The organism is Bordetella sp. (genome assembly GCF_057362025.1).
In genome coordinates this window covers 44,906-64,868 of record NZ_JBMQQZ010000083.1, presented here as the reverse complement: position 1 = coordinate 64,868, position 19,963 = coordinate 44,906, and the positions used below count along the sequence as shown (strand labels likewise).

The 19,963-nt window shown below is 65.5% G+C and carries 20 protein-coding genes; 13 read left to right on the top strand and 7 right to left on the bottom strand.

Annotated features, from left to right (window positions below):
• Positions 1 to 67: 67 nt before the first annotated feature.
• From ACO1P8_RS17675 to ACO1P8_RS17655, 5 genes are all read left to right on the top strand, one after another.
• On the top strand, positions 68 to 991 hold the full coding sequence (locus tag ACO1P8_RS17675; RefSeq protein WP_486297192.1) for a LysR family transcriptional regulator: 924 nt from the start codon (positions 68 to 70) through the stop codon (positions 989 to 991).
• Between the two features lie 150 nt (positions 992 to 1,141).
• Complete coding sequence (locus ACO1P8_RS17670) at positions 1,142 to 2,161, top strand: hypothetical protein (protein WP_486297191.1); 1,020 nt, start codon at positions 1,142 to 1,144, stop codon at positions 2,159 to 2,161.
• Complete coding sequence (locus ACO1P8_RS17665) at positions 2,161 to 3,600, top strand: MBOAT family O-acyltransferase (RefSeq protein ID WP_486297190.1); 1,440 nt, start codon at positions 2,161 to 2,163, stop codon at positions 3,598 to 3,600. Before ACO1P8_RS17670 ends, ACO1P8_RS17665 begins: the two co-directional genes overlap by 1 nt.
• A gap of 343 nt (positions 3,601 to 3,943) precedes the next feature.
• Positions 3,944 to 4,849, top strand: coding sequence for a motility protein A (locus ACO1P8_RS17660; protein ID WP_486297189.1), 906 nt, complete (start codon positions 3,944 to 3,946; stop codon positions 4,847 to 4,849).
• Positions 4,846 to 5,715 (top strand): OmpA/MotB family protein, encoded by an 870-nt coding sequence (locus tag ACO1P8_RS17655; protein ID WP_486297188.1) that lies wholly within the window; start codon positions 4,846 to 4,848, stop codon positions 5,713 to 5,715. The genes ACO1P8_RS17660 and ACO1P8_RS17655 overlap by 4 nt, the downstream gene beginning before the upstream one ends.
• A gap of 18 nt (positions 5,716 to 5,733) precedes the next feature.
• Here the strand turns inward: ACO1P8_RS17655 and ACO1P8_RS17650 are convergent, their stop codons facing one another.
• Both ACO1P8_RS17650 and ACO1P8_RS17645 read right to left on the bottom strand, forming a co-directional pair.
• The gene (locus ACO1P8_RS17650; RefSeq protein WP_486297187.1) at positions 5,734 to 6,429 is read right to left on the bottom strand and encodes an MBL fold metallo-hydrolase; all 696 of its coding nucleotides are present in this window, start codon (positions 6,427 to 6,429) and stop codon (positions 5,734 to 5,736) included.
• Positions 6,430 to 6,565: 136 nt separating this feature from the next.
• Entirely contained in the window at positions 6,566 to 7,510 is a 945-nt protein-coding gene (locus ACO1P8_RS17645; RefSeq protein ID WP_486297186.1) for a LysR family transcriptional regulator, read from the bottom strand.
• Between the two features lie 108 nt (positions 7,511 to 7,618).
• On the opposite strand from ACO1P8_RS17645, the gene ACO1P8_RS17640 reads away from it, so the two are divergent.
• The 7 genes from ACO1P8_RS17640 to ACO1P8_RS17610 all read left to right on the top strand — a co-directional run bounded on the left by ACO1P8_RS17640 (position 7,619) and on the right by ACO1P8_RS17610 (position 13,809).
• Positions 7,619 to 8,890, top strand: a complete 1,272-nt coding sequence (locus tag ACO1P8_RS17640; RefSeq protein WP_486297185.1) for an aromatic ring-hydroxylating oxygenase subunit alpha — start codon at positions 7,619 to 7,621, stop codon at positions 8,888 to 8,890.
• A complete protein-coding gene (locus ACO1P8_RS17635; RefSeq protein WP_486297184.1) occupies positions 8,887 to 9,390 on the top strand; it encodes an aromatic-ring-hydroxylating dioxygenase subunit beta in 504 nt (167 codons plus the stop codon). The genes ACO1P8_RS17640 and ACO1P8_RS17635 overlap by 4 nt, the downstream gene beginning before the upstream one ends.
• A 62-nt stretch (positions 9,391 to 9,452) precedes the next feature.
• Positions 9,453 to 10,427: a Bug family tripartite tricarboxylate transporter substrate binding protein gene (locus ACO1P8_RS17630; protein ID WP_486297183.1), complete on the top strand. Its 975-nt coding sequence runs from the start codon at positions 9,453 to 9,455 to the stop codon at positions 10,425 to 10,427.
• On the top strand, positions 10,424 to 11,278 hold the full coding sequence (locus tag ACO1P8_RS17625) for a sulfurtransferase (protein ID WP_486297182.1): 855 nt from the start codon (positions 10,424 to 10,426) through the stop codon (positions 11,276 to 11,278). Before ACO1P8_RS17630 ends, ACO1P8_RS17625 begins: the two co-directional genes overlap by 4 nt.
• 46 nt (positions 11,279 to 11,324) lie before the next feature.
• Positions 11,325 to 11,645: an NIPSNAP family protein gene (locus tag ACO1P8_RS17620; protein ID WP_486297181.1), complete on the top strand. Its 321-nt coding sequence runs from the start codon at positions 11,325 to 11,327 to the stop codon at positions 11,643 to 11,645.
• 13 nt (positions 11,646 to 11,658) lie between these two features.
• On the top strand, positions 11,659 to 12,471 hold the full coding sequence (locus tag ACO1P8_RS17615) for an alpha/beta fold hydrolase (RefSeq protein ID WP_486297180.1): 813 nt from the start codon (positions 11,659 to 11,661) through the stop codon (positions 12,469 to 12,471).
• Between the two features lie 156 nt (positions 12,472 to 12,627).
• On the top strand, positions 12,628 to 13,809 hold the full coding sequence (locus tag ACO1P8_RS17610; RefSeq protein ID WP_486297179.1) for a glycosyltransferase: 1,182 nt from the start codon (positions 12,628 to 12,630) through the stop codon (positions 13,807 to 13,809).
• A gap of 107 nt (positions 13,810 to 13,916) precedes the next feature.
• On the opposite strand, the gene ACO1P8_RS17605 is transcribed toward ACO1P8_RS17610, so the two are convergent.
• On the bottom strand, positions 13,917 to 14,828 hold the full coding sequence (locus ACO1P8_RS17605; protein ID WP_486297178.1) for a hypothetical protein: 912 nt from the start codon (positions 14,826 to 14,828) through the stop codon (positions 13,917 to 13,919).
• Between the two features lie 146 nt (positions 14,829 to 14,974).
• Positions 14,975 to 15,760 (bottom strand): SDR family oxidoreductase, encoded by a 786-nt coding sequence (locus tag ACO1P8_RS17600; protein ID WP_486297177.1) that lies wholly within the window; start codon positions 15,758 to 15,760, stop codon positions 14,975 to 14,977.
• Between the two features lie 113 nt (positions 15,761 to 15,873).
• On the opposite strand from ACO1P8_RS17600, the gene ACO1P8_RS17595 reads away from it, so the two are divergent.
• The gene (locus ACO1P8_RS17595) at positions 15,874 to 16,797 is read left to right on the top strand and encodes a LysR family transcriptional regulator (RefSeq protein WP_486297176.1); all 924 of its coding nucleotides are present in this window, start codon (positions 15,874 to 15,876) and stop codon (positions 16,795 to 16,797) included.
• 27 nt (positions 16,798 to 16,824) lie between these two features.
• Here ACO1P8_RS17595 and ACO1P8_RS17590 read toward each other — a convergent pair whose 3' ends face one another.
• From ACO1P8_RS17590 to ACO1P8_RS17580, 3 genes are read right to left on the bottom strand one after another with little or no spacing between them, the layout of a single operon-like run.
• Positions 16,825 to 17,841, bottom strand: coding sequence for a Bug family tripartite tricarboxylate transporter substrate binding protein (locus tag ACO1P8_RS17590; RefSeq protein ID WP_486297175.1), 1,017 nt, complete (start codon positions 17,839 to 17,841; stop codon positions 16,825 to 16,827).
• Between the two features lie 60 nt (positions 17,842 to 17,901).
• Entirely contained in the window at positions 17,902 to 18,714 is an 813-nt protein-coding gene (locus ACO1P8_RS17585; protein WP_486297174.1) for a citryl-CoA lyase, read from the bottom strand.
• Positions 18,711 to 19,877: a CaiB/BaiF CoA transferase family protein gene (locus ACO1P8_RS17580; RefSeq protein ID WP_486297173.1), complete on the bottom strand. Its 1,167-nt coding sequence runs from the start codon at positions 19,875 to 19,877 to the stop codon at positions 18,711 to 18,713. Before ACO1P8_RS17580 ends, ACO1P8_RS17585 begins: the two co-directional genes overlap by 4 nt.
• Positions 19,878 to 19,963 lie beyond the last annotated feature (86 nt).

Here is a 19,963-nt window from a genome sequence, read left to right as displayed (position 1 = left end):
GGACACTGTAGTAAAGTCGATTTGATTCGGGAATTTTTATTTTTCTATATACCTATTCATTTAAATTATGAGTGTCACGCTCAAGCAATTGGATGCATTCCTGGCGGTCACGAGCACATTGAGCTTCAGCAAGGCGGCCGCGCGCGTGCATCTGTCCCAGCCCGCGCTCAGCGCGAATATTCGCCGGCTGGAAGAGACGATAGGTGCCCGTTTGTTCGACCGCGATACGCGCACAGTGGCGCTGACGCCGGTCGGCACAGAATTCGTCGAGATCGCGCGGGGCCTCGTGGATAGCGTCGAGCACGGCCTGAGCCATATCCGCCGCTACGCGACCGGCGAACGCGGCACGCTGTCGCTGGCGATGGCGCCGTCCCTGGCGGCCAGCTTCCTGCCGGACATCATCGGCGCATTCGCCGCGGCGCACCCGGAAGTCGAATTGCGCCTTTACGATGTGCTTTCGGACGAGGCCATCGCGCTGGTGCGCGCCCGCGCCGTGGACCTGGCTTTCACTCCGCGCCGGGACGATGCCGACGACCTGCTCCAGCGCGACGTGATGACGGACGATCTCGTCGTGCTATGCGCGCGGCGCCATGCCCTGGCGGCAAGGCGTTCGGTCGCTTGGGAAGACCTTATCGCGCATGCCCAGGTCGCGAAGAAGGGCGGCAGCGGTGTGCGCCACATCATCGACAAGGAATACCTCAAGCGCGGCCACTCCTTCGTGCCCGCCTACGAGGTCGAGAATGTGGCCACCATGATAGGTCTGATCGGCGCCGGACTGGGGTACGGCGTGTTCCCACGGTCGACCACGGCGTCGTTCAACATGAAAGGGCTGGTGCGGGTGCCGTTCGGGGCCCGCGGCCGTCCGCGGCGGCGTATCTGTGCCACCACGCTGAAGATGCGATCGCCCAATGCGGCGGCGGACAGCTTCGTGCGCTTGTGCCGCGAAAAAGCCCGGGAAATGTCTAGTGCCAATGACCGATGGAAAGGATGAGGGGCGCCGTGCCAGGATGCTGCCGAAACGCAGTCCTGACAAAATGTAAAGCCACTCTGGCTGGATCCGCCTCTCAGCATCCCGATACGGCACGGTCGCCGCGTCGGCGCGGCGGCATCGACCGGTGTCGCGAGAGGAAGCGCGCGCATCATGCAAGAAGAGAACGTAGAGTCCCTGCGGGCCATGGGCGGTTCGACGGCAGGCGTGGCAGCGGGCAAGCCCGCCAACGTACGCGTCCGCTCGGTGGCGCGGTTTCTTCTTATGGCGGCGACGGTCTGGGTGGTGCTGGACTGGTGCTACCTGGCTTTTCCCCTGATCCGGCCCGGCGCCGATATCGTGCTGGAAGCCAAGTTCCAGTCCCTCGCGAAGGCGCGCCTGTTCTCTTCGGGGGATCGCTGGCGCATCCTGGTGTTCGGCAACAGCAAGACCCTGGCGGGATTCCGGCCGGAGGAATTCGACGCCCATTTCCAGGCAGGAGTGCGCTCATACAACCTGGGCCTGCCCGGCGACGCCCGCATCCTGCCCATCCTTCAGGCAACGCTGGCGGCGGGCAATGTGCCGACGCACGTATTCCTGACCATCCCGTGGGACGACAAGCCCAAGCCGACGCTGCTGGACCATCTGCGCGACGACGAGACCATCCTTTACACCTTGGTCCCGTTCCGCGATCTGCCGCGCGACCTGACGGCGTTCGTGGCCACCAGCCATTTCCGGTTTCGCCAGCGCTACGAGGAAGGCCGGCACGAGCGCGACAAAATGCTGGCGCAGCGCGGATGGTATTTCATCAGCGGACAAAGCTTTTTTCCCAGCGGAGAACTGCCCGACGACTACGCCATCGCCACGGATCGGCCGGGTGAGTTCCTCCCGCGCGCCATACCGGCCAGATCCTTCGTGCTCGACGAGCTGGACCGGCTCTCCAGGCAGTACGGGTTCAACGTGATCCTTGTTCCCGGCAATATGCGGGAACACGCGCAAGCGGCCGCGCCGGCAGCGGATGCCGCCCGCGACGCGGTGGTTGCCGGCCACCCCGGCATGCGCATCATCGGACCGGACTATTGGGTGTATCCCCCCAGGGATTACTCCGATGCCGTGCACCTGAATCCCGTTGGCGCCACGTCCTATACCCGCGACCTGGCACGCCTGGTCGCCGAATCCGGGGTGCTGCACTGATGCTATTCAATTCTTTCGAATTCTTTGCCTTCTTCACCGTCTTCCTGGCGGTGTATTTCTCGGTACCGGCGCGCCGGCAACCGCTGGTGCTGCTGGCGGCAAGCTACCTGTTCTACATGGGATGGCGTCCTTCCTTCGCCATCCTGCTGGCCTTTACCACCATCGTCGATTTCACGACGGCCCTCGCGATGGAGCGGGCGCGCAGCCAGAGCATCCGCCGGCTGGCCATGATCGCGGCGCTGGCCATCAATCTCGGCATTCTGGGCACGGTCAAATACCTGGACTTCCTGATATCGAATATCGTGGGCGTCACCGGATTCTTCGGCATCGAGATCCCGGCCTACGCCCTGGGGCTCATCCTGCCGGTGGGGATCTCCTTCTACACCTTCCAGTCCGTCGGCTACACCCTGGATGTCTACAACCGGCGCATCCCGGCGGAAAAGAACTTCATCACGTATGCGCAGTATGTGTCGTTCTTTCCCCAACTGGTGGCCGGGCCGATCGAACGTGGCGCGCACATGCTGCCGCAGTTCCGGCGCGCGCATTTTTTCCGCTACGACAACCTCGTCAGCGGCGGCTGGCTGATCGGCTACGGCCTGTTCAAAAAGATGTGCATCGCCGACGTCATTTCGCCCTTCGTGGCGGGAGTGTACGGGGATCCTGATGCTTACACGGGCGGATACCATGCGCTGGCCGCGGTGCTGTTCGCAGTGCAGATCTACTGCGATTTCTCCGGCTACTCGGACATCGCCCGGGGGGCCGCCCGCATCATGGATTGCGAGCTGATGGTGAACTTCAGGCAGCCGTATTTTTCATCGACCCTGACGGACTTCTGGCGGCGCTGGCATATCTCGCTATCCTCGTGGTTCCGCGACTACCTGTACATGCCGCTGGGCGGCAGCCGGGGCAGCGACCGGGTCGCGGCACGCAATGTCGTCGTCGTCTTCGTGGTCAGCGGCATCTGGCACGGAGCGGCATGGACTTTCGTTATCTGGGGGGCGCTGCATGGCCTCGGGCTGGTGGTGGAGCGCTGGTTTCGCGATAGGGCGCTGAAACAGCGGCTGGCTCAAGCGCTGCCCGGCCTGACGCCGGCGCTGGCTCGTGCCTGGACGCTGCTGCTGGTGCTGGCGGGGTGGATATTCTTTCGTGCCGGCTCGCTGCACGACGCGCTGCGGATTTTCGGCCGGCTGGGTACCTTCGGGGGCTTTTCGTACGGCACCTTCAATACGCTGGGGCTATCGGCCTTCCAGAGCCTGGCCCTCGTCATGTCGCTGGTCCTGCTGTTCGCCATCGATTTCCATCTGGCTTATCGGCCGGAACGCCTGTCCAGGCTGGCCCGCACGGGGCCGCTGAACACCGTGGCCGGCGTCGGCCTGGCGTATTACATCCTGCTGTTCGGCGTGTTCGGCAGGACCGAGTTCATTTACTTCCAGTTTTGAAGCGCCGATCCGGGCGCAATAGCGGAACAGCCTCGCGGCAACCCGAAGTCAGGGTCTTGTAAGCTACGCCCCGAAGGCGAGTCCGGCGCGACAAGGGTGCGACGGCTGGAGGGCGCGTCGGGTGTCGGAGGGATCCCGCATGGCGGCGGCCGCCTGGCGGTCGGGCGCCGCGGCCGTCCCGGCATGGCCGGCGGGGGCCAAGCGGCAGGTTTCGGGGGGTTTTCGGCCCTTTTTGCGGCCGTTGATTCGGCCGTCCGCTTACTAGAATTGACCCTGTCCCGGCGACCGCGCGGGATCCGGCGGGCTTCAGGGCCCGAGCCGGCTGCCTTCCCTGGGCCACATCATGAACGTTTCAACCCTGATCGGTATCGCCGTCGCCATTGCGACCCTGGCGGCTGCCATCTTTTCCTCGTCGCCGGACGCCATTGCCTTCGTCAACCTTCCCGGCCTGGGGATCGTATTGGGCGGGACGGCCGCGGCGGTCTTCATCGGCTATCCGATGACCGAGGTCCGCCGCATCGTACCCTTGTTGCGGCGCGTATTCCGCAACGAAAAGCTGGACACCCAGCGCGACATCGACGAACTGGTCGCGCTGGCGCATAGCTGGGCCAGCTCCAACGTCCACAACGTCGAACGCGAACTGCAGAAAGTCACCAATCCCTTTCTGCGCACGGGCGTCCAGTTGATCATCGACAACACGCCGGAAGAACAGATCGTCGAGTTGCTGCAATGGCGCATCGCCCGCATGCGCGCGCGCGAGCAGGCCGAGGCCCAGATGTTCCGCACCATGGCCAGCTTCGCGCCGGCCTTCGGCATGCTGGCCACGCTGATCGGCCTGGTCAACCTGATGACCGTGCTGGGCTCGCAAGGCATGGACGTCATCGGCAAGCAAATGGGCATCGCCCTGATCGCCACGTTCTACGGCATCCTGCTGGCCAACCTGGTCTGCAAGCCCATTGCCATCAAGCTGGAGCGCCGGACCGAGCAACGACTGGTGTTGATGAACATGGTGCTGCAGGGCATCTCGATGATGTGCGAGCGACGCGGCCCGGCCATGGTGCGCGAGACGCTCAATTCCTTCATGCAAAGCTTCGAGGATGAAATCCGCGAGCAGCCGCCCCGCAAGAAGGGTAAGGCGCCCAAGGCGGCAGCCGCGCCGGCGGCCCCGCGCGCCACGCCTAACCTGGCCGGCCAGGGATTGGGCGATGCCGCTTCCCTACGCAACCGGACGAGCGCGCCGCGGCCATGAGTTCGACTCATTCCCGGGCGTCCTGGATAGACGTCGCCATACAGCGCAAGGCCGAGGAAGAGCGGCTGCAGCGTGCGCGCAGCAAGACCCTGCGCCGCAATCGCTACGAGCGCTGGCATGTGCCGGAAACCCTGGACAGGGAACCGGACAACTGGCTGATGACCTACCTGGACCTGATCACGCTGCTGCTGGCGTTGTTCGTGGTCATGCTGGCGCTGACGCGCATCGGCGCCGGCCCGGGGGCGAAACCGCCTGAGGTCGCTTCCGGCGTCAGCCTGGCCAAGCTGCCACCGGGTCCGGTCGAACCGTGGGCGGCCAATCTGCCGAAAATCCCCGAGGAATGGTCGCGCTTGCCCGAGCCTCCGCCCCCCGAACCCACCGTGACCGCGCCCACCGAACCTCTGGAAAAGCCGGCAGCGCCGGTCAAAATGCCGACGGCGGCCGAGCTGGGGCTGGCCGATCTGGGCAAATCGGTCGAGGTGCAGGTCAACCGGCAGACGGTGAGCTTCCGCATCAGCAACGAGCTGCTGTTCACCTCCGGCCAGGCCACCATCAGCAAGGAAGGCGTCCCGCTGATCAAAAAGCTGGCCGACGTGATCGACCGCAGCAAATTCCCCGTGTCGGTAGAGGGGCACAGCGATAACGTCCCCATCCTGACGCGGCAGTTCGCCTCCAACTGGGACCTGTCGGCCAGCCGCGCAACTTCGGTGCTGCGCGAGCTGGTACATGACGGGGTCGACCCGCAGCGCCTGCGTGCCGTCGGCTACGCCGACACCAAGCCGCTGGAAAGCAACGATACCGCGGCGGGCAGGGCGGCCAACCGGCGCGTGGAACTGATCATGCGCATCGTGCCGGAACAGAACTAGCCGTTGACGCCGGCGGGGCTAGGCGTGGCCACAGGCCAGATTGGCGGGAATCGCGATATCCATCATCTTCGGCGCGGGCAGGTTCAACCCATTCATGATGGCGACGTACTCGGCTTCCGACTTGCCGGCCAGGCGCGGGTTGAAGCGCTTCTCCTCGCCGATGGAGGAGGCGGTGCAGCCCCGGTAGTCATGCGCCGGATACACGGCGGTTTCATCCGGCAGGCGAAACAGCTTGTTGACGATGGAATCCCAGGAGCGATGCGGGTCGCCCCCCTGGAAATCGGTGCGCCCGGTGCCGCGTATGAGCAGTACGTCGCCGGTGAATACGGCATGCGGCCGTGCGGGATTCAGCACGAAGCTGAAGGATTCGTCCGTGTGGCCCGGGGTATAGATGCCTTGCAGCGCAATGTTGCCCACGCGCAGGATTTCTCCTTCGACGACACGGCGCGACACGCATTCCGCCCGGGTGTGCTCGCCCATCACCGTCATGCAGCCGGTCGCGTCGCGCAGGTCGCCGAGCGCCGTAATGTGGTCAGCGTGCGTATGGGTATCCACGGCATGCAGCAGGCGCACGTCAAGTTCGCGCAGCAGCGCCGCATAGTGCTGGCAATGTTCCTTCACCGGGTCGATGATCAGGGCCTCCCCGCCCATGCCAGAGGCGATCAGGTAGGTATATGTGGATGACGCGGCGTCGAAAAACTGGCGGAGGATCATGGCAGCTCCTAATTCAATTTGGAAATAAGCTTATCTCCAAAATGCATAAGTATGGCGCGCCTGCTCGCGCCAATCAAGCAACGCGCCGGGGGAGATCCAGCCCCCGGAGTCTGCCGCCCCGTGGCGCGAGCTCGTTTCACACTGCCGCCGCGGGCCTGCCATTGCGGTGATAGGCGCGTGCCTTCAAGGTTTCCAGCCGCGCTGTAATCACCCGCCGCAGCCACTGGTTGCCCGGGTCGTTGGTCTGGCTGCGATGCCAATACATATTGACCTGGAACGTCGGCGGCCGGAACGGCAATCCCACCTGGCGCAATTCCTTCATTGACGCGAAGAAGTCCGCCAACGCCTGCGGGACCGTCGCCACGACGTCCGTGCTGCCGACAATGACCGGGATGCTCATGAAGTGCGGCGTGCGCAGGACTACCTTGCGCCGCAGCTTCTTTTTGCGCAGGAAATTCTCGAACACCTCCAGGCTACGCCCCGGCGCCTCTACTTCGACGTGATTCAGGCTTAAGTACTGATCCATCGTCAACGCGCGATCCCGTATGGGATGGTTCGCACGCATGATGCACGCGAACGAATGAAGCCCGATGCGCCGATGCAGGAACTGGTTGCTGGTGATGTCCGGAAAATAGCCGCAGGCCAGGTCCACGTCCCCGGCGGCCATCGCTTCCTCCAGTTCGCGCGGCGGCAGGTACATCGATCGCAGCGAAATCGATGGTGCGGTTCGTTCCAGCGCCTGGACGGCGAAGGGTAGGTAGATACCTTCACCGATATCGGTCAGGCCCAGGCGGAATTCGCGGGTGGAGCTCGCCGGATCGAACTGCGGCACGGCGAACAATTCGTTGTCCACCGCCTGCACGATGCCGCGTATGGGCGCGACCAGCTCGCGGGCGCGGCTGGTGGGCTCCATGCCGTTGTAGGTCTTGACGAACAGCGGATCGCCCAGCAACCCGCGCAGCCGCCGCAGTGCCGTGCTCAGGCCGGGCTGGCTCATGTCCAGCATCTGCGCCGCTCGGCCGACGCTGCGCGTTTCGTGGATGGCGAGGAATACCCGCAGCAGATGGACGTCCAGGTTCATCGAGCGTTATCTCCAATCGAGATATTCAATATAACGATCATGTCATTGAGAAATATACCCCGGATCTTTACGCTTGCATCCACACCATACATAAACGGAGACGAAGACATGGATGCACCTGAAGCTGCGGCGGCGCGGCGCCCCGCGTTGTCCTGGCCGGAGGGGGGCGTGACGCGCGTGCCCTTCCAGGTATTCTCGGATCCGGAAATCTATGCGATGGAGCAGCAGAAGATCTTCCGCGGGCCGGTCTGGCACTACCTGTGCCTGGAGGCGGAAATTCCCGCAAAGGGGGACATCCGTACGACCTGGGTCGGCGATACGCCCATCATCGTGACCCGCGACGAAGACGGCCGGGTGCATGCGATGATCAACCGCTGCGCGCACAAGGGGGCGCTGGTCTGCCTGAAGGACCACGACAACCGGCATTCGCTGACCTGTGTCTACCACGCCTGGAACTACGGCCTGGACGGACGGTTGAAGACCGTCGCCTTTCGCAATGGCGTGCGGGGCAAGGGTGGCATGCCGGACGACTTCGATCCCGGCTGCCATCGGCTGGAGCCCCTGCGGATCGAGCGATTCGGCGGCATTATCTTCGGCACGCATTCGGAAGATACCGAACCGCTGCAGCAATTCCTGGGCGGGAAGATATCCGCCTTCCTGGCACGTAATATGGACAAGCCGCTGAAGGTGCTGGGCAAGCATAGCCAGGTGATCCATAACAACTGGAAGCTGTACGCGGAGAACGTGCGGGACTCCTACCATGCGACGCTGCTGCACACGTTCTACACGACGTTTCGCGTGAATCGCCTGGACATGGATGGCGGGATCATTTTGTCGGAAAAGAAGTGGCACCACATCAGCTATTCCAAACGCGCCACGCTGGCACCCGCCGCGGAATACCAGGAATCCAAGGTGCATTCCGCACAATACGATTCGGAACTGGCCGGCCCGGCGCTGCTGCAGGCCTGGGATGCCTATGACGACAACATCACCCACAGCATCCAGACGGTCTTCCCGACGCTGGTGATACAGCTCACGTTGAATTCGCTGGCCGTGCGCTTTTTTGTGCCGCGCGGCGTCGACCAGACCGAGTTGTTCTGGATATTCCTGGGGCACGAGGACGATACGCCGGAGCAGGAAAAAATGCGCATCATGCAGGCCAATCTGACCGGTGCCGCGGGCCTGGTGGCGCTGGAGGATGGTTGCATCAACTCGTTCGTGCAGCGCGGCACGCACGCAAGCCCGGATCGCGCGGCCTTCATCGAAATGGGCGGGCGAGTGGCCGAATCCAATGAGTCGTCGCGCGCAACCGAGGCCGCGGTGCGCGGATTCTGGCACGGGTATCGGGAAATCATGGGATTCGCGGAGGCGGCGCAATGACGGCTTTGGCACAGGCAAGTACCGTCGCTTCCCGGCAGGCTGCCCCCGCGGATGTGGCCGCGCTGCTTACGCGCTATGCCGATGCGCTGGACGATGGGCGGGTCGACGACTGGGTCGACTTTTTCGTAGACGATGGGATTTATCAGGTCACCACCCGGGAGAATGAAGCCAACAATTACCCGGTGGGGATCGTCTACTGCGAAGGGCGCGGCATGCTGCTGGATCGCGTGAAGGCACTGAAGATCGCCAATATCTTCGAAAGCCATGTGTATTGCCACGTCAACGGGCAGCCCACCATCCTTAGGGAAGACGACGGCCTGCTTGCCGTGCGCAGCAATTTCGCCGTTTACCGCACGATGTACGACGGCCGCGCCGAGCTCTTCGCGACGGGCAAATACCTTGATGTCATCCGCCGCGGCGACGCGGAGCTGCGTTTCCAGGAAAGGCGCGCCGTGGTGGATTCACGCAGGATCGACACGCTGCTGGTATTTCCCATCTAGCCGCGCCGCCGACCTGCGATAACGACATATAACGGACCTGAACCGGTCCGGGGGAGACAATCATGAACAGAATCGTCAGGCGGATGGCCGCCATGGCGGCGTGTGTGCTAATGGCCGCCTGCATGCCGGCGGCCCGCGCGGGCGACTGGCCCGTCAAGCCGATACGTATCATCGTGCCGTTCGCGCCCGGCGGCATCGCCGATATCCTGGCGCGCATGCTCAGCCCGGTACTGCAGGAAGGATTGGGGCAATCCATCATCGTGGAGAACAAGCCCGGCGCCAGCGGCAGCCTGGCCACCGAGTACGTGGCGCGGGCCGAACCGGACGGCTACACGTTGCTGCTCGGCCTGGCCGCGCCGCAGACCCTGAACCAATACATCTATAAGGTGCCCTACGACGGCGTGAAGGACTTCGCGCCGATCACCTTGCTGAACACCAATCCGCTGGTGCTGATGGCCAACCCGTCGCTGCCGGTGCACACGGTGCGGGAATTGATCGCATTGGCCGGACAGAAGCCGGGGCAGATTTTCTTTTCCGATGCGGGCGGGCTGACGCAGTTCAGCGGCGAGATCTTCAAGTACATGACGGGCGCGAAAATTTCCCATGTGCGCTATCGCGGTGGCGCGCCGGCTGTCACCGCCGCGGCGGCCGGCGAGGTACAGATCACGTTCGCCAATTATTCGGACGCGCTGGCCTGGATGAAATCCGGCAAGCTGCGTCCCATTGCCCTGACCAGCATGCAGCGCTTTCCGCAGTCGCCGGAAATACCGACGATCGCGGAGTCGGGTGTGCCGGGATTCGACGTGCAGGGGTGGAGCGCACTGCTGGCGCCCGCCGGCACGCCGCCGGCCATCATCGACAGGATCTACAAGGTCGTGGCGGCCGGCCTGAAAGACCCCGTACTGCGCGAGAAGATGCTGAATATCGGCGCCGAGCCGGGCGGCGATACGCCCGCCGAATTCAAGGTCTTCATGGAGAAGGAATCGGAGAAATGGCGTTCCTTCGTCGAGCGCACCGGCATCAAGGTCGAACAATGAGCGCGACACGGATGCCGGACATCGTCGATACGCGCTGGCTGGTCGAGCACCTGGGCTCGCCCCGGCTGCGTATCGTCGATGCATCGTGGTCGATGGCTGCCGCCGTGCCGTCTCCCAGGGACGACTATCGCCGGGGCCATATCCCGGGTGCGGTGTTCCTGGACCTGGATGCCGCTGCCGATCCCGGGGGCGGATTGCCCCACACCCTGGCGCCGGCCTCGCACTTCGGCGCGGTGGCCGGCGGCCTGGGGATAGGCAGGGAGGACGCTGTGGTGGTGTACGACCGCGCCGGCATGCATACGTCGCCGCGCGCCTGGTGGCTGTTCAAGGCCTACGGGCATGGCCAGGTGGCGGTTCTCGATGGGGGCTTGCCGAAATGGCGTGCCGACGGCGGTACCGTCGAAGGCGGGGAGGCGGTGCTGGCGCCTTGCCCCTATGCCGCCGATGCGCCGTGGGCGCATGCCCGCACGCAAGCCGATGTGCTGGCGGCAGCACGCCAGGGCGTGCAGATCGTGGACGCGCGCAGCCCCGGGCGCTATCGCGGCGACGAACCCGAGCCCCGGCCAGGCTTGCGTGGCGGCCATATCCCGGGCAGTTGTAATCTTCCGTATACGCGCCTGCTCGACCCAGGCGATGGTACCTTGCTGGACGCGGCGCGCCTGCGAGCCGTCTTCGACCAGGCCGGCGTGGATCCGCGCCGACCCGTAATCTGCACGTGCGGCTCCGGCGTGACCGCATGCGTGATCCGCCTTGCGCTGGCGCGCCTGGGCGCGGTATCCGCGAGCGTCTATGACGGCTCGTGGACGGAATGGGGCTCGACGCCGGGCCTGCCCGTGGCGACGGGTCCGTAAGGGCGCGCCGGCCCGCTGATTGATTTTCTTAAGGAAGGATGTCCCGATGATCTACGAATTGAAGAAGTACACCGCGCAACCCGGCAAGGCAGAGGCCTTGAAACAGCGCTTCGAAGCCCATACCATGCCTATCTTCGAGCGGCTGGGCATCGAGGTCTTGCATTGCTGGACCGAACCGGGCGCGCCGGACGACTTCTACTATCTGACGCGCTATCCGTCGGCCGAGGCCCGCGATGCGGCGCTGCGCGCCTTCGGTGCCGATCCGGAATGGAAGGCAGCCAAGGCGGCCAGCGAGACGGACGGCCCGCTGCTGGGTAACCAGACCACGGTGGCACTGGTCCCGACCGCGTTTTCACCCAATGACTGAATCCCATTTACCTATGCAACGAACTCGCACACTTACCGTAGGCGATGCGACCTTCGCCGTCGTTGAACAGGGGCCGGATGCCGGTCCCTGTGTCCTGTTCAGCCACTCCATCATGACGACGCACGCCATGTGGCAAGGGCAGCTCGACCGCCTCGGCCAGGCCGGCTATCGCGCCATCGCGTACGACGCCCGGGGGCACGGTGCCAGCGTGGTATCGCCCGCGCCATATCGCATGCGCCAGCTGGGCGACGATGTTATCGGGCTGCTCGACGCGCTGGGCATCGCCCACGCGCATCTGGTCGGCCTGTCGCTGGGCGGCATGATCGCCTTCGATCTCGCAACCCGTCATCCCACGCGCCTTCTCAGCGCCGTCATCTGCGACGCACGGGCGGACAGCCCCGAGTCCTTCGTCGCGCCCTGGGACGAACGCATCGAAGTGGCGCGCGGGCAGGGCATGAAAGCGCTGGCCACGCCGACCATCGACCGCTGGTTCGGCGCCGGCTTCCGCGAATCCGGGCAGGCTCGAGCCATCCACCGCATGATCTGCGAGACGCCGGTCGAAGGCTTTGTCGGTACCGGCCGCGCCTTGCAGGATTTCGATTTCCGGCCGGGACTGGACAATGTCGATCTGCCGGTCACCCTGATCTGCGGCGACAACGACGGCGTGCTGCCCGCGGAAATGGCCTCGCTGGCGCAGCGCATTCCCGGCGCGGTGCTGGAAATGATCCCTGGCTCGGGGCATCTTCCCAATATCGAAAACCCCGCCGCGTTCGACGCGGCGCTGATGCGGCACTTCGCCCGCGCCGCGCCGGTTCGCGCCGCGTGATCGGGTCCGGCCAGCCGACACCATAAGAAACGGGACGACACCCAACGACATGGCTGCCCGGCCCATTCTCCTTAACATGATCGTCATCCGGAACAGCTAGCATCGGCCGCAATGTCGACGCGCGCGCACGCGAACGGCAACCACAGGCCCACGACGATGAAGATCTTGTATACGAATTTCCACCGCGCGCGCGGCATAGGGGGGCATACCTCCTATATCGCCCGCCTGGCATCCGCGCTGGCACAGCGTCATTCCGTCAGCATCGCGGCACCGGCGCGCAGCGCGCTGGAGCGCATGGGCCGCGAACTGCCCGGCGTCCGGACGCACACTCAGGAGTTTCCCAGCCGCCTGCATCAGGTTCCCGCCGCGCTGCGCCAGTTGAATCGATTGCTGCGGGAACAGCGGTACGACATCGTGCATGTCAATGGATCGTCCGATCATCGCCTGGTGCTTCTGGCCTCGCTGACCTTGCCACGCCGTCCGAAGATCGTGCTGACCAAGCACAATGACCATCGGATCCGCGGGACCAGCGCGTGGCTGCGCATGTTGGCGGGTACCGACCATGTCATCGCCGTGTGCGAGCATGTGAAGCGCCGGCTGGCGCGCAGCCCTTATGCGCGCAGGGGTGTGACGCGGGTGTTCAATGGCATCGACACACACCGGTTTGCGCCGGCCACGGAAGCGGCCCGGCCCGCCTTGCGGGAAAAGTACTTCGGCTCGAACATGCCGGACCGCATCGTCCTGGGCAGCAATGCGGGTACGTCGGACTACAAGGGATGGATGTACATGGTCAGGGCGGTGGCGGAACTGCCGCACCCCCTGCGCCGGCGATTCCACGTGGCGGTCGCGGGCGCGCGCCCCTCGGCGGCGGACCTGGACGAAGTGCGAGCCTTGAGCATGCAGGAACACTTCACGTATGCGGGCGACCTGGATGACGTGCGCCCCTTTCTGGCCGCCCTCGACATCGGCTTTGTGCTGTCGCATCGAATCGAAACGATTTCGTTCGCGTGCCGCGAAATGATGGCCACCGGCAAGCCGGTCATCGTCACATCCCATTGCGGGCTGCCGGAAAACATCACCCCGGGCATAGACGGCTGGATCGTGCCGCCATGTTCGTCCACGGCGATTTCGACGCTGCTGAAATCCGTGCAGTCGGGCGCGCACGACATCGCGCGCATGGGGACGGCGGCGCGCGGAAAAGCCGTGAGCGAATTCGGCATCGATCCTTTTATCGCCGGCACCGAGCACGTGTATCTGAGCCTGATGAATCCGCTGCCGGGCATTCTGGAACTGTACGATCCGCGCTGCCAGCATGGCGACGTGCGGGACGCGCGATAAGCGCATCCGTCCGTCCCCTTTGCCGCCATTCATGCTTCATGGCATGTCCATCGACGGATCCCGTCGCAGGCCGCGCAATCGGCGGATCGCGCGGCCTGCGGACCGAATCACCGCACGGCGTCGCGCGTGCGGCCGCCACGGGTGGCGGCATAGGTGGACGAGAACGCGCCGATCAGCATCGAGATGAAGGCCCACAACGCAAATGCGACGGCTGCCTTGCGTGCCTGGTCCGCTGCTTCGCGGGCCTTTTGCTTCGCGTCGTCCGCCGCCTGTTTGGCACGATTGATCGTATCGTCGATGCGTTTTTCGGCGGTCGCCTGATCGACGCCCGCCTGCGCGGAGATGACGCGCGCGACGTAGGCCTTGTCTTCGGGGGCGATGGAGCCCCGGGCGAGGCTGACCGCGACGATACGGCCGACCTCCGCCTTGGCGGCATCGCCTTGCGTGGCGTCGGGCCGATCCGAGCGGAAGAGGCTATCGACGAAATACTGCGCCGACGGCCCCTGCATGGCGGACGTGCCGCCGTTACTCCCAGCCGCCGCGGCCGCCGTTGCCGCGCCGGTAACGCCGGATACCGCTCCAGCCCCCACCTTGGCCGCACCGCTGACCGCGGAGGATACGCCGGATCCCAACAGGAAGGCGCTGACCACCGCGGCCACCGCCCATACCAGGAAGCCATGCGCGGTATCGCGGAAATAGACTTCGTCGGAGTGGACGTCGACCCATTTGGTGCGCATCCGCCCGGCGATATAGCCGCCCAGGCCGGCGGAAATGATCTGGATGACGACCAGCCAGATGATAAGGCCTATCCCCAGGGTCTTGGCCGATGCGCCGTCATCGCCCCATGGCGACATGGAGGCGAACCCGAAGCCCGCCCCGGCCAGCAGCAGCATCAGGTAGGTGGCGGCCGCCACGAAGGCGCCCGCCAGGACGGCCCCCCAGGAGACCGCGGAGCCGAAGGACTCGCGCTTGCCCAGGGATGCCGGCGAACCCGACGGATACGAAGTGGTGGATTCCATGGATAGCCTCGCTCAGGAAGGGGAATGAACCTCGGCCTTGAGCAATTGGCATACCCGCGCGGCGCGCCGCTTGTGGCATCGACACGCCCTGGCGGCGCGGGCTGCGCCACAAGGGCGTTGCGGTGCGTGCGCGCAGGGGCACGGGATCAGGCGCCGAAGCCGCCGTCGATGGTCAGGCTGGTGCCGGTGACGAAGGCGGCGTCGGGGCCGGCCAGATAGCCGACCATGCCGGCGATCTCGTCAGGATGCGCATGCCGCGGCAGCGCCATCATCCCGTGCATCATGTCGGCGAACTCGCCGCTTTCCGGGTTCATATCGGTGTTCACCGGTCCCGGCTGGACATTGTTGACCGTAATGGCGCGTGGGCCCAGGTCGCGCGCCATCCCGCGCACCAGCCCCTGCAGCGCCGCCTTGCTCATCGCGTACGCGGCACCGCCGGGGAAGGGCATGCGGTCGGCGTTGACGCTGCCGATATTGATGATGCGGCCGCCGTCCGGCATATGGGGCAGCACGGCCTTCGACGCCACGAACACCGCCCGCACGTTCAGATCGAGCGTGCGGTCGAAATCCTCCAGGGAAAAGCTCTCGATCGGGCCCAGCAGCAGCGCGCCCGCGTTATTGACCAGGATGTCGATGCCGCCGAATTCACGCGCGGCGGCATCCACCGCCAGCGCTACCGCTTGCGGGTCCGCGCCGTCGGCCTGTAGCGCCAGCGCGCGGCCGCCGCCGGCTTCTATCGTCTGCGCCAGCGCGCGGGCCTGCTCGGCCGAGCCGCGATAGGTGAAGACCACGTTGGCGCCATCGCGCGCCAGCCGATGGACGATGGACGCGCCGATGCCGCGGGCGCCGCCGGTGATGAACGCGGTCTTGCCGGCGAGCGGGGCATTGCGCGAGGTGTCGTCGGCGCGGGCGGAGGAGAGTGAGGAGTTCATGGTCGTGGACCTCGGGTTGGGAAAGTGTGGCCAGTATTCCCTTTCTTCGGTGGGTGCGATAGTCCATAATCGGTTGATGGATTTTCAACCTGAACTATCGAATAGCGCCGCGCATGGAAGCCCTGAACCTGATGGAATCCTTTATTCGCAGTGCACAGCTGGGCAGCTTTTCCGCCGCCGCGCGCAGTTTGGGGTTGACGCCCGCCGCCGTCAGCAAGAATGTCGCGCGGCTGGAAGCGAACCTGGGCCTGCGGCTGTTCCATCGCAGCACGCGCAGGCTGGCGCTGACCGAGGGCGGCGAGCGTTTTTTTGCCGATGCGGCAGGGCCGTTCGCCGGCCTGCAGGATGCGATTGCCCAGGCCGCCCGGCAGGACGGCGAACCGTCGGGCGTGCTGCGCCTGAGCGTGGCACTGGCCTTCGGTCGCGAATACCTGTTGCCGATGCTGGGCGACTTCCTGGCGCGCTATCCGGCCATCGTTCCCGACTGGCACTTCGACAACCGTCCGGTGGACCTGGTGCGCGAAGGCTACGACGCGGCCATCGGCGGCGGCATCGAGTTGACGCAGGGTGTGGTGGCCCGCCAGTTGGCCATCGCACATGTGATCGCCGTGGCCTCGCCCTCGTATATGGCGCGGCGCCGCGTGCCCAGGCATCCGCAGGATCTGGCGGATCTGGATGGCATCGCGCGCAGGTCCGCGTCCACCGGTCGGCTGCGCACCTGGACACTGCGCAATGCCAACGGCCAGGAAGCCGCGGCCGAATGCCGTACCCGCGTCATCCTGGACGATCCGGAAGCCATGGCCGCCGCGGCGAAACTGGGCTATGGCGTCGCGCTGCTGCCCACCCCCCATGCCGCGCCAGGCCTGGCCAATGGCGAACTTATCCGCGTCCTGCCGGGCTGGTCCGCCGTATGGGGGCCGATTTCCATCTATTACCCGAACAAGAAGCTGCTGGCGCCCAAGACGCGCGTCTTCATCGACTTCGCCATCGCGCGGTTTCGCGAAAAGCGCCTGGCAGCGCTTTTCGACCCACGCTGATCCAGGCTGGAACCGGCCGGCGCGGCGTCAATCCACCTGGGCGCCGGACTGTTTGACCAGGCCGGACCACTTCGCCACTTCGGCACGGCCGAAGGCATCCAGGCCGGACGTGGAGACCGTGCTTTTCTCCACCCCCTGGCCCTGCAGCTTGGCGGCGACAGCCGCATCGGTAAGGGCGCCATTGGCCGCTGCCTGCAGCTTCTGCAGCACGGCGGGCGGCGTGGCGGCCGGCGTATACAGCATGAACCACGCTACCAGGTTGAAATCGCTGCCCGTCTGCTCGGCGATGGTGGGCACGTCGGGGGCCGAGGCGCTGCGCTGGTTGCCGGACGTTCCCAGGGCGCGCAGCTTGCCGGATTTCATGTGAGGCAATACGGCGATCGGGTGGTAGAACATGAATTGCACCTGGCCGGACATCACGTCGGTCAGGGCCTGGCTGCCTTCCTTGTACGGCACGTGCACCATGGTGCCGCCCAGGCGCGATTTCAATAGTTCGCCGGCCAGGTGGCCCGAGGTGCCGGTGCCGGCGGACGCGAAACTGATACCCGGAGGTTTGGCGGCCGCCGCCGCCAGGTCCTTCAGGTTGCGGTAGGGTGACGACGCGCTGACCACGAGCAAGGTCGGCGTGGAGCCGATCATCGCGATGGGCGCGAAATCGCGGATCGGATCGTAGCCCAGGCGCGGGAACAAAGCCTTGTTGATCGCGTGGGTGCCGACCGTGCCCATGACCAGCGTATAGCCGTCGGCGGGCGCGCGCGCGACATACTCCGTTCCGATCGAACCGCCCGCGCCCGAGCGGTTTTCGATGATGACCGGCTGGCCGAGCGACTTGGCCATGGCATCGCCGACGATGCGGGCGACCGTATCGGTCGTGGTGCCGGCGCCGAAGGGCACGATCATCTTGATGGGATGATCGGGATAATCGGCGGCGCGCGCCGCCTGCGGCACCAGGGCAAGTACCCCGGCCGCCACGGCCAGCGCGGCAAGGCTGCGCCTGGCCAGATTGGGCGCGCCGTGCGCCGATGCGTGATGGCTTCGATTCATGTGCTTGTCTCCGTTCTTATGAATAGGTGCCCCGGCTCCCCGGGGCGCATGGCGCGCGGGTCAGGCCGCGGATTCGCCATATCCGGCCGGCACAGCGCCGTCGTACCGCAGTTCCCGCGTGGCCTGATACGACAACGCGAAGCCCGAGGGCTGGTGGAATTCCTCGTAGAGATGCGCGATCAGGCCCGCGGTGCGGGCCAGCAGCGGCACGCCGCGCAGCGCCTGCACGGGGAATCCGGCGCCCAGCAGCACCGCCGGAATCGCCGCCGATACGTTGAGCTTGAGCGCCTTGCCCAGGACGGCCGGGATCTGTCTTTCGACCGCTTCGGCGATATCCACATAGGCCAGGCCGGCGCCGCATTCGCGCGCGACCTCGAACAATCGCGCGACGCGTGGGTCGCGGTCCTTGTGCAGGGGATGGCCGTAGCCAGGGATCGGCGTGCCTTGCGCCGCGTATCGCTTGAGCACCGCCTGCGCGGCCGCATCGACGTCGTCGCCGTGCTCCGGCGCCGTATCGCGGATGTCCACGAACAGTTTTCCCGCCGTTTCGGCGGCGCCCAGGATGACCGACCCGCAGCCCAGCAGGCCGGCGGCGACCGCGCCCTGCATGGCATCGGGCGCGGCGGCGTAGGTCATGCGCGCGGCCTGCACGCTGGGCACGAAGCCGTGTTCGGCGATGGCCACCAGCGTCGCGTCCAGCACGGCGGCAGCGGCGGCGTCGGGCCGCCGTCCGGTCAACAGCAAATGGAAGTAATCCGTGAACGAGATCCGGCCGATCAGGTCCTTGCACAGGTCCTCGCCACGCACCACGATGGTGTGCTCGTCGGAAGTGCAGATGGCGGTATGGGGAATGGTCGCCTTGCCGATTTTCATGAAGGGTCCTTGCAGGAAGTCGTCGCGCCGGCCTGGGCCAGTTCGGCGCGGATTTGCGCATTGTGCTCACCCAGTAACGGCGGCGGCGATACTTCAGTGGGAAGCCGTCCATCGAAGCTGACCGGCGAACGTACCGTGCGCCAGGGGCCCAGCGACGGATGCATCGATTCGATTTCCAATTGCAGATGGCGGGCCTGCGGGTCGCGCAGGGCTTCGGCGGTGTCGTACACCGGCGCGTGCGGAACATCGCGTTCGGCCAGGCGTTGGCACCATTCGTCGCGCGTGCGCCCGGCGAAAACGGCGCCGAGGATATCGATCAGCGCCTCCTGGTTCCCGATGCGGCCCTCGCGCGTGGCGAAGCGCGGATCGGCGAGGATGTCGGGCCGTTCCATCGCATCGGCCAGGCCGCGCCAGAATTTTTCCGGCGAAGACATGTGCAGGGCGATCCGGCCGCCGTCGGCACAGGCCAGCACGTAGGACTGCGATACGCGCGGCCGGCTATAGGGATCCATGATTTCGCCTTCCGAAAGGAAGTGCGTGAAGGCGTCCAGGTTGAAGTGGCACATGGCTTCCAGCATGGAGACTTCGACGACGCGTCCCACCCCGGTGCGGGCGCGTTCGACCAGGGCCCCCAGCACGCCATAGGCCGCGTAGAAGCCCGTCAGCGCGTCCGCGATGGCCGGTCCCACGACGCGGGGATGGGCGGGATCGACCAGCAGGTTAAGGAAACCGCTGGCGGCCTGCGCCACCGTGTCGTAGGCGGGCCGGCCGGCGGCCGGTCCGGTCTGGCCGAAGCCGCTGATCGCGCAGTACACCAACCGGGGATTCAGCGCGCGCAGGCGTTCCTGGCCGGCGTTCATGCGCTCGGCCGCGCCCGGGCGGAAGTTCTGGATGTAGACGTCGGCGCCGCGGATCAGGTCTTCGAAGACGGCGGCATCGCCGGGATCCTTGATATTGAGTTCGATGCTGCGCTTGTTGCGGTTGTAGGTCTGGTAGTGAGGGCTGTACAGGCCGCCCTTGAAGGCGCGGAAAGGGTCGCCCGAGCCGGGCTGCTCGACCTTGATGACGTTCGCGCCCAGGTCGCCCAGCAGCATCCCGGCCGCCGGGCCGGTAATGAAGGTTCCCTGTTCGATGACGGTGATGCCGTCCAACACCTTGGACATAAGCGTTTCCTTGTCGCTGTGCTTGACCGGAGAGCAGACTACCGGGCGTATCGTGAAGATGGAAATGATTAATTTCGCGATTTATC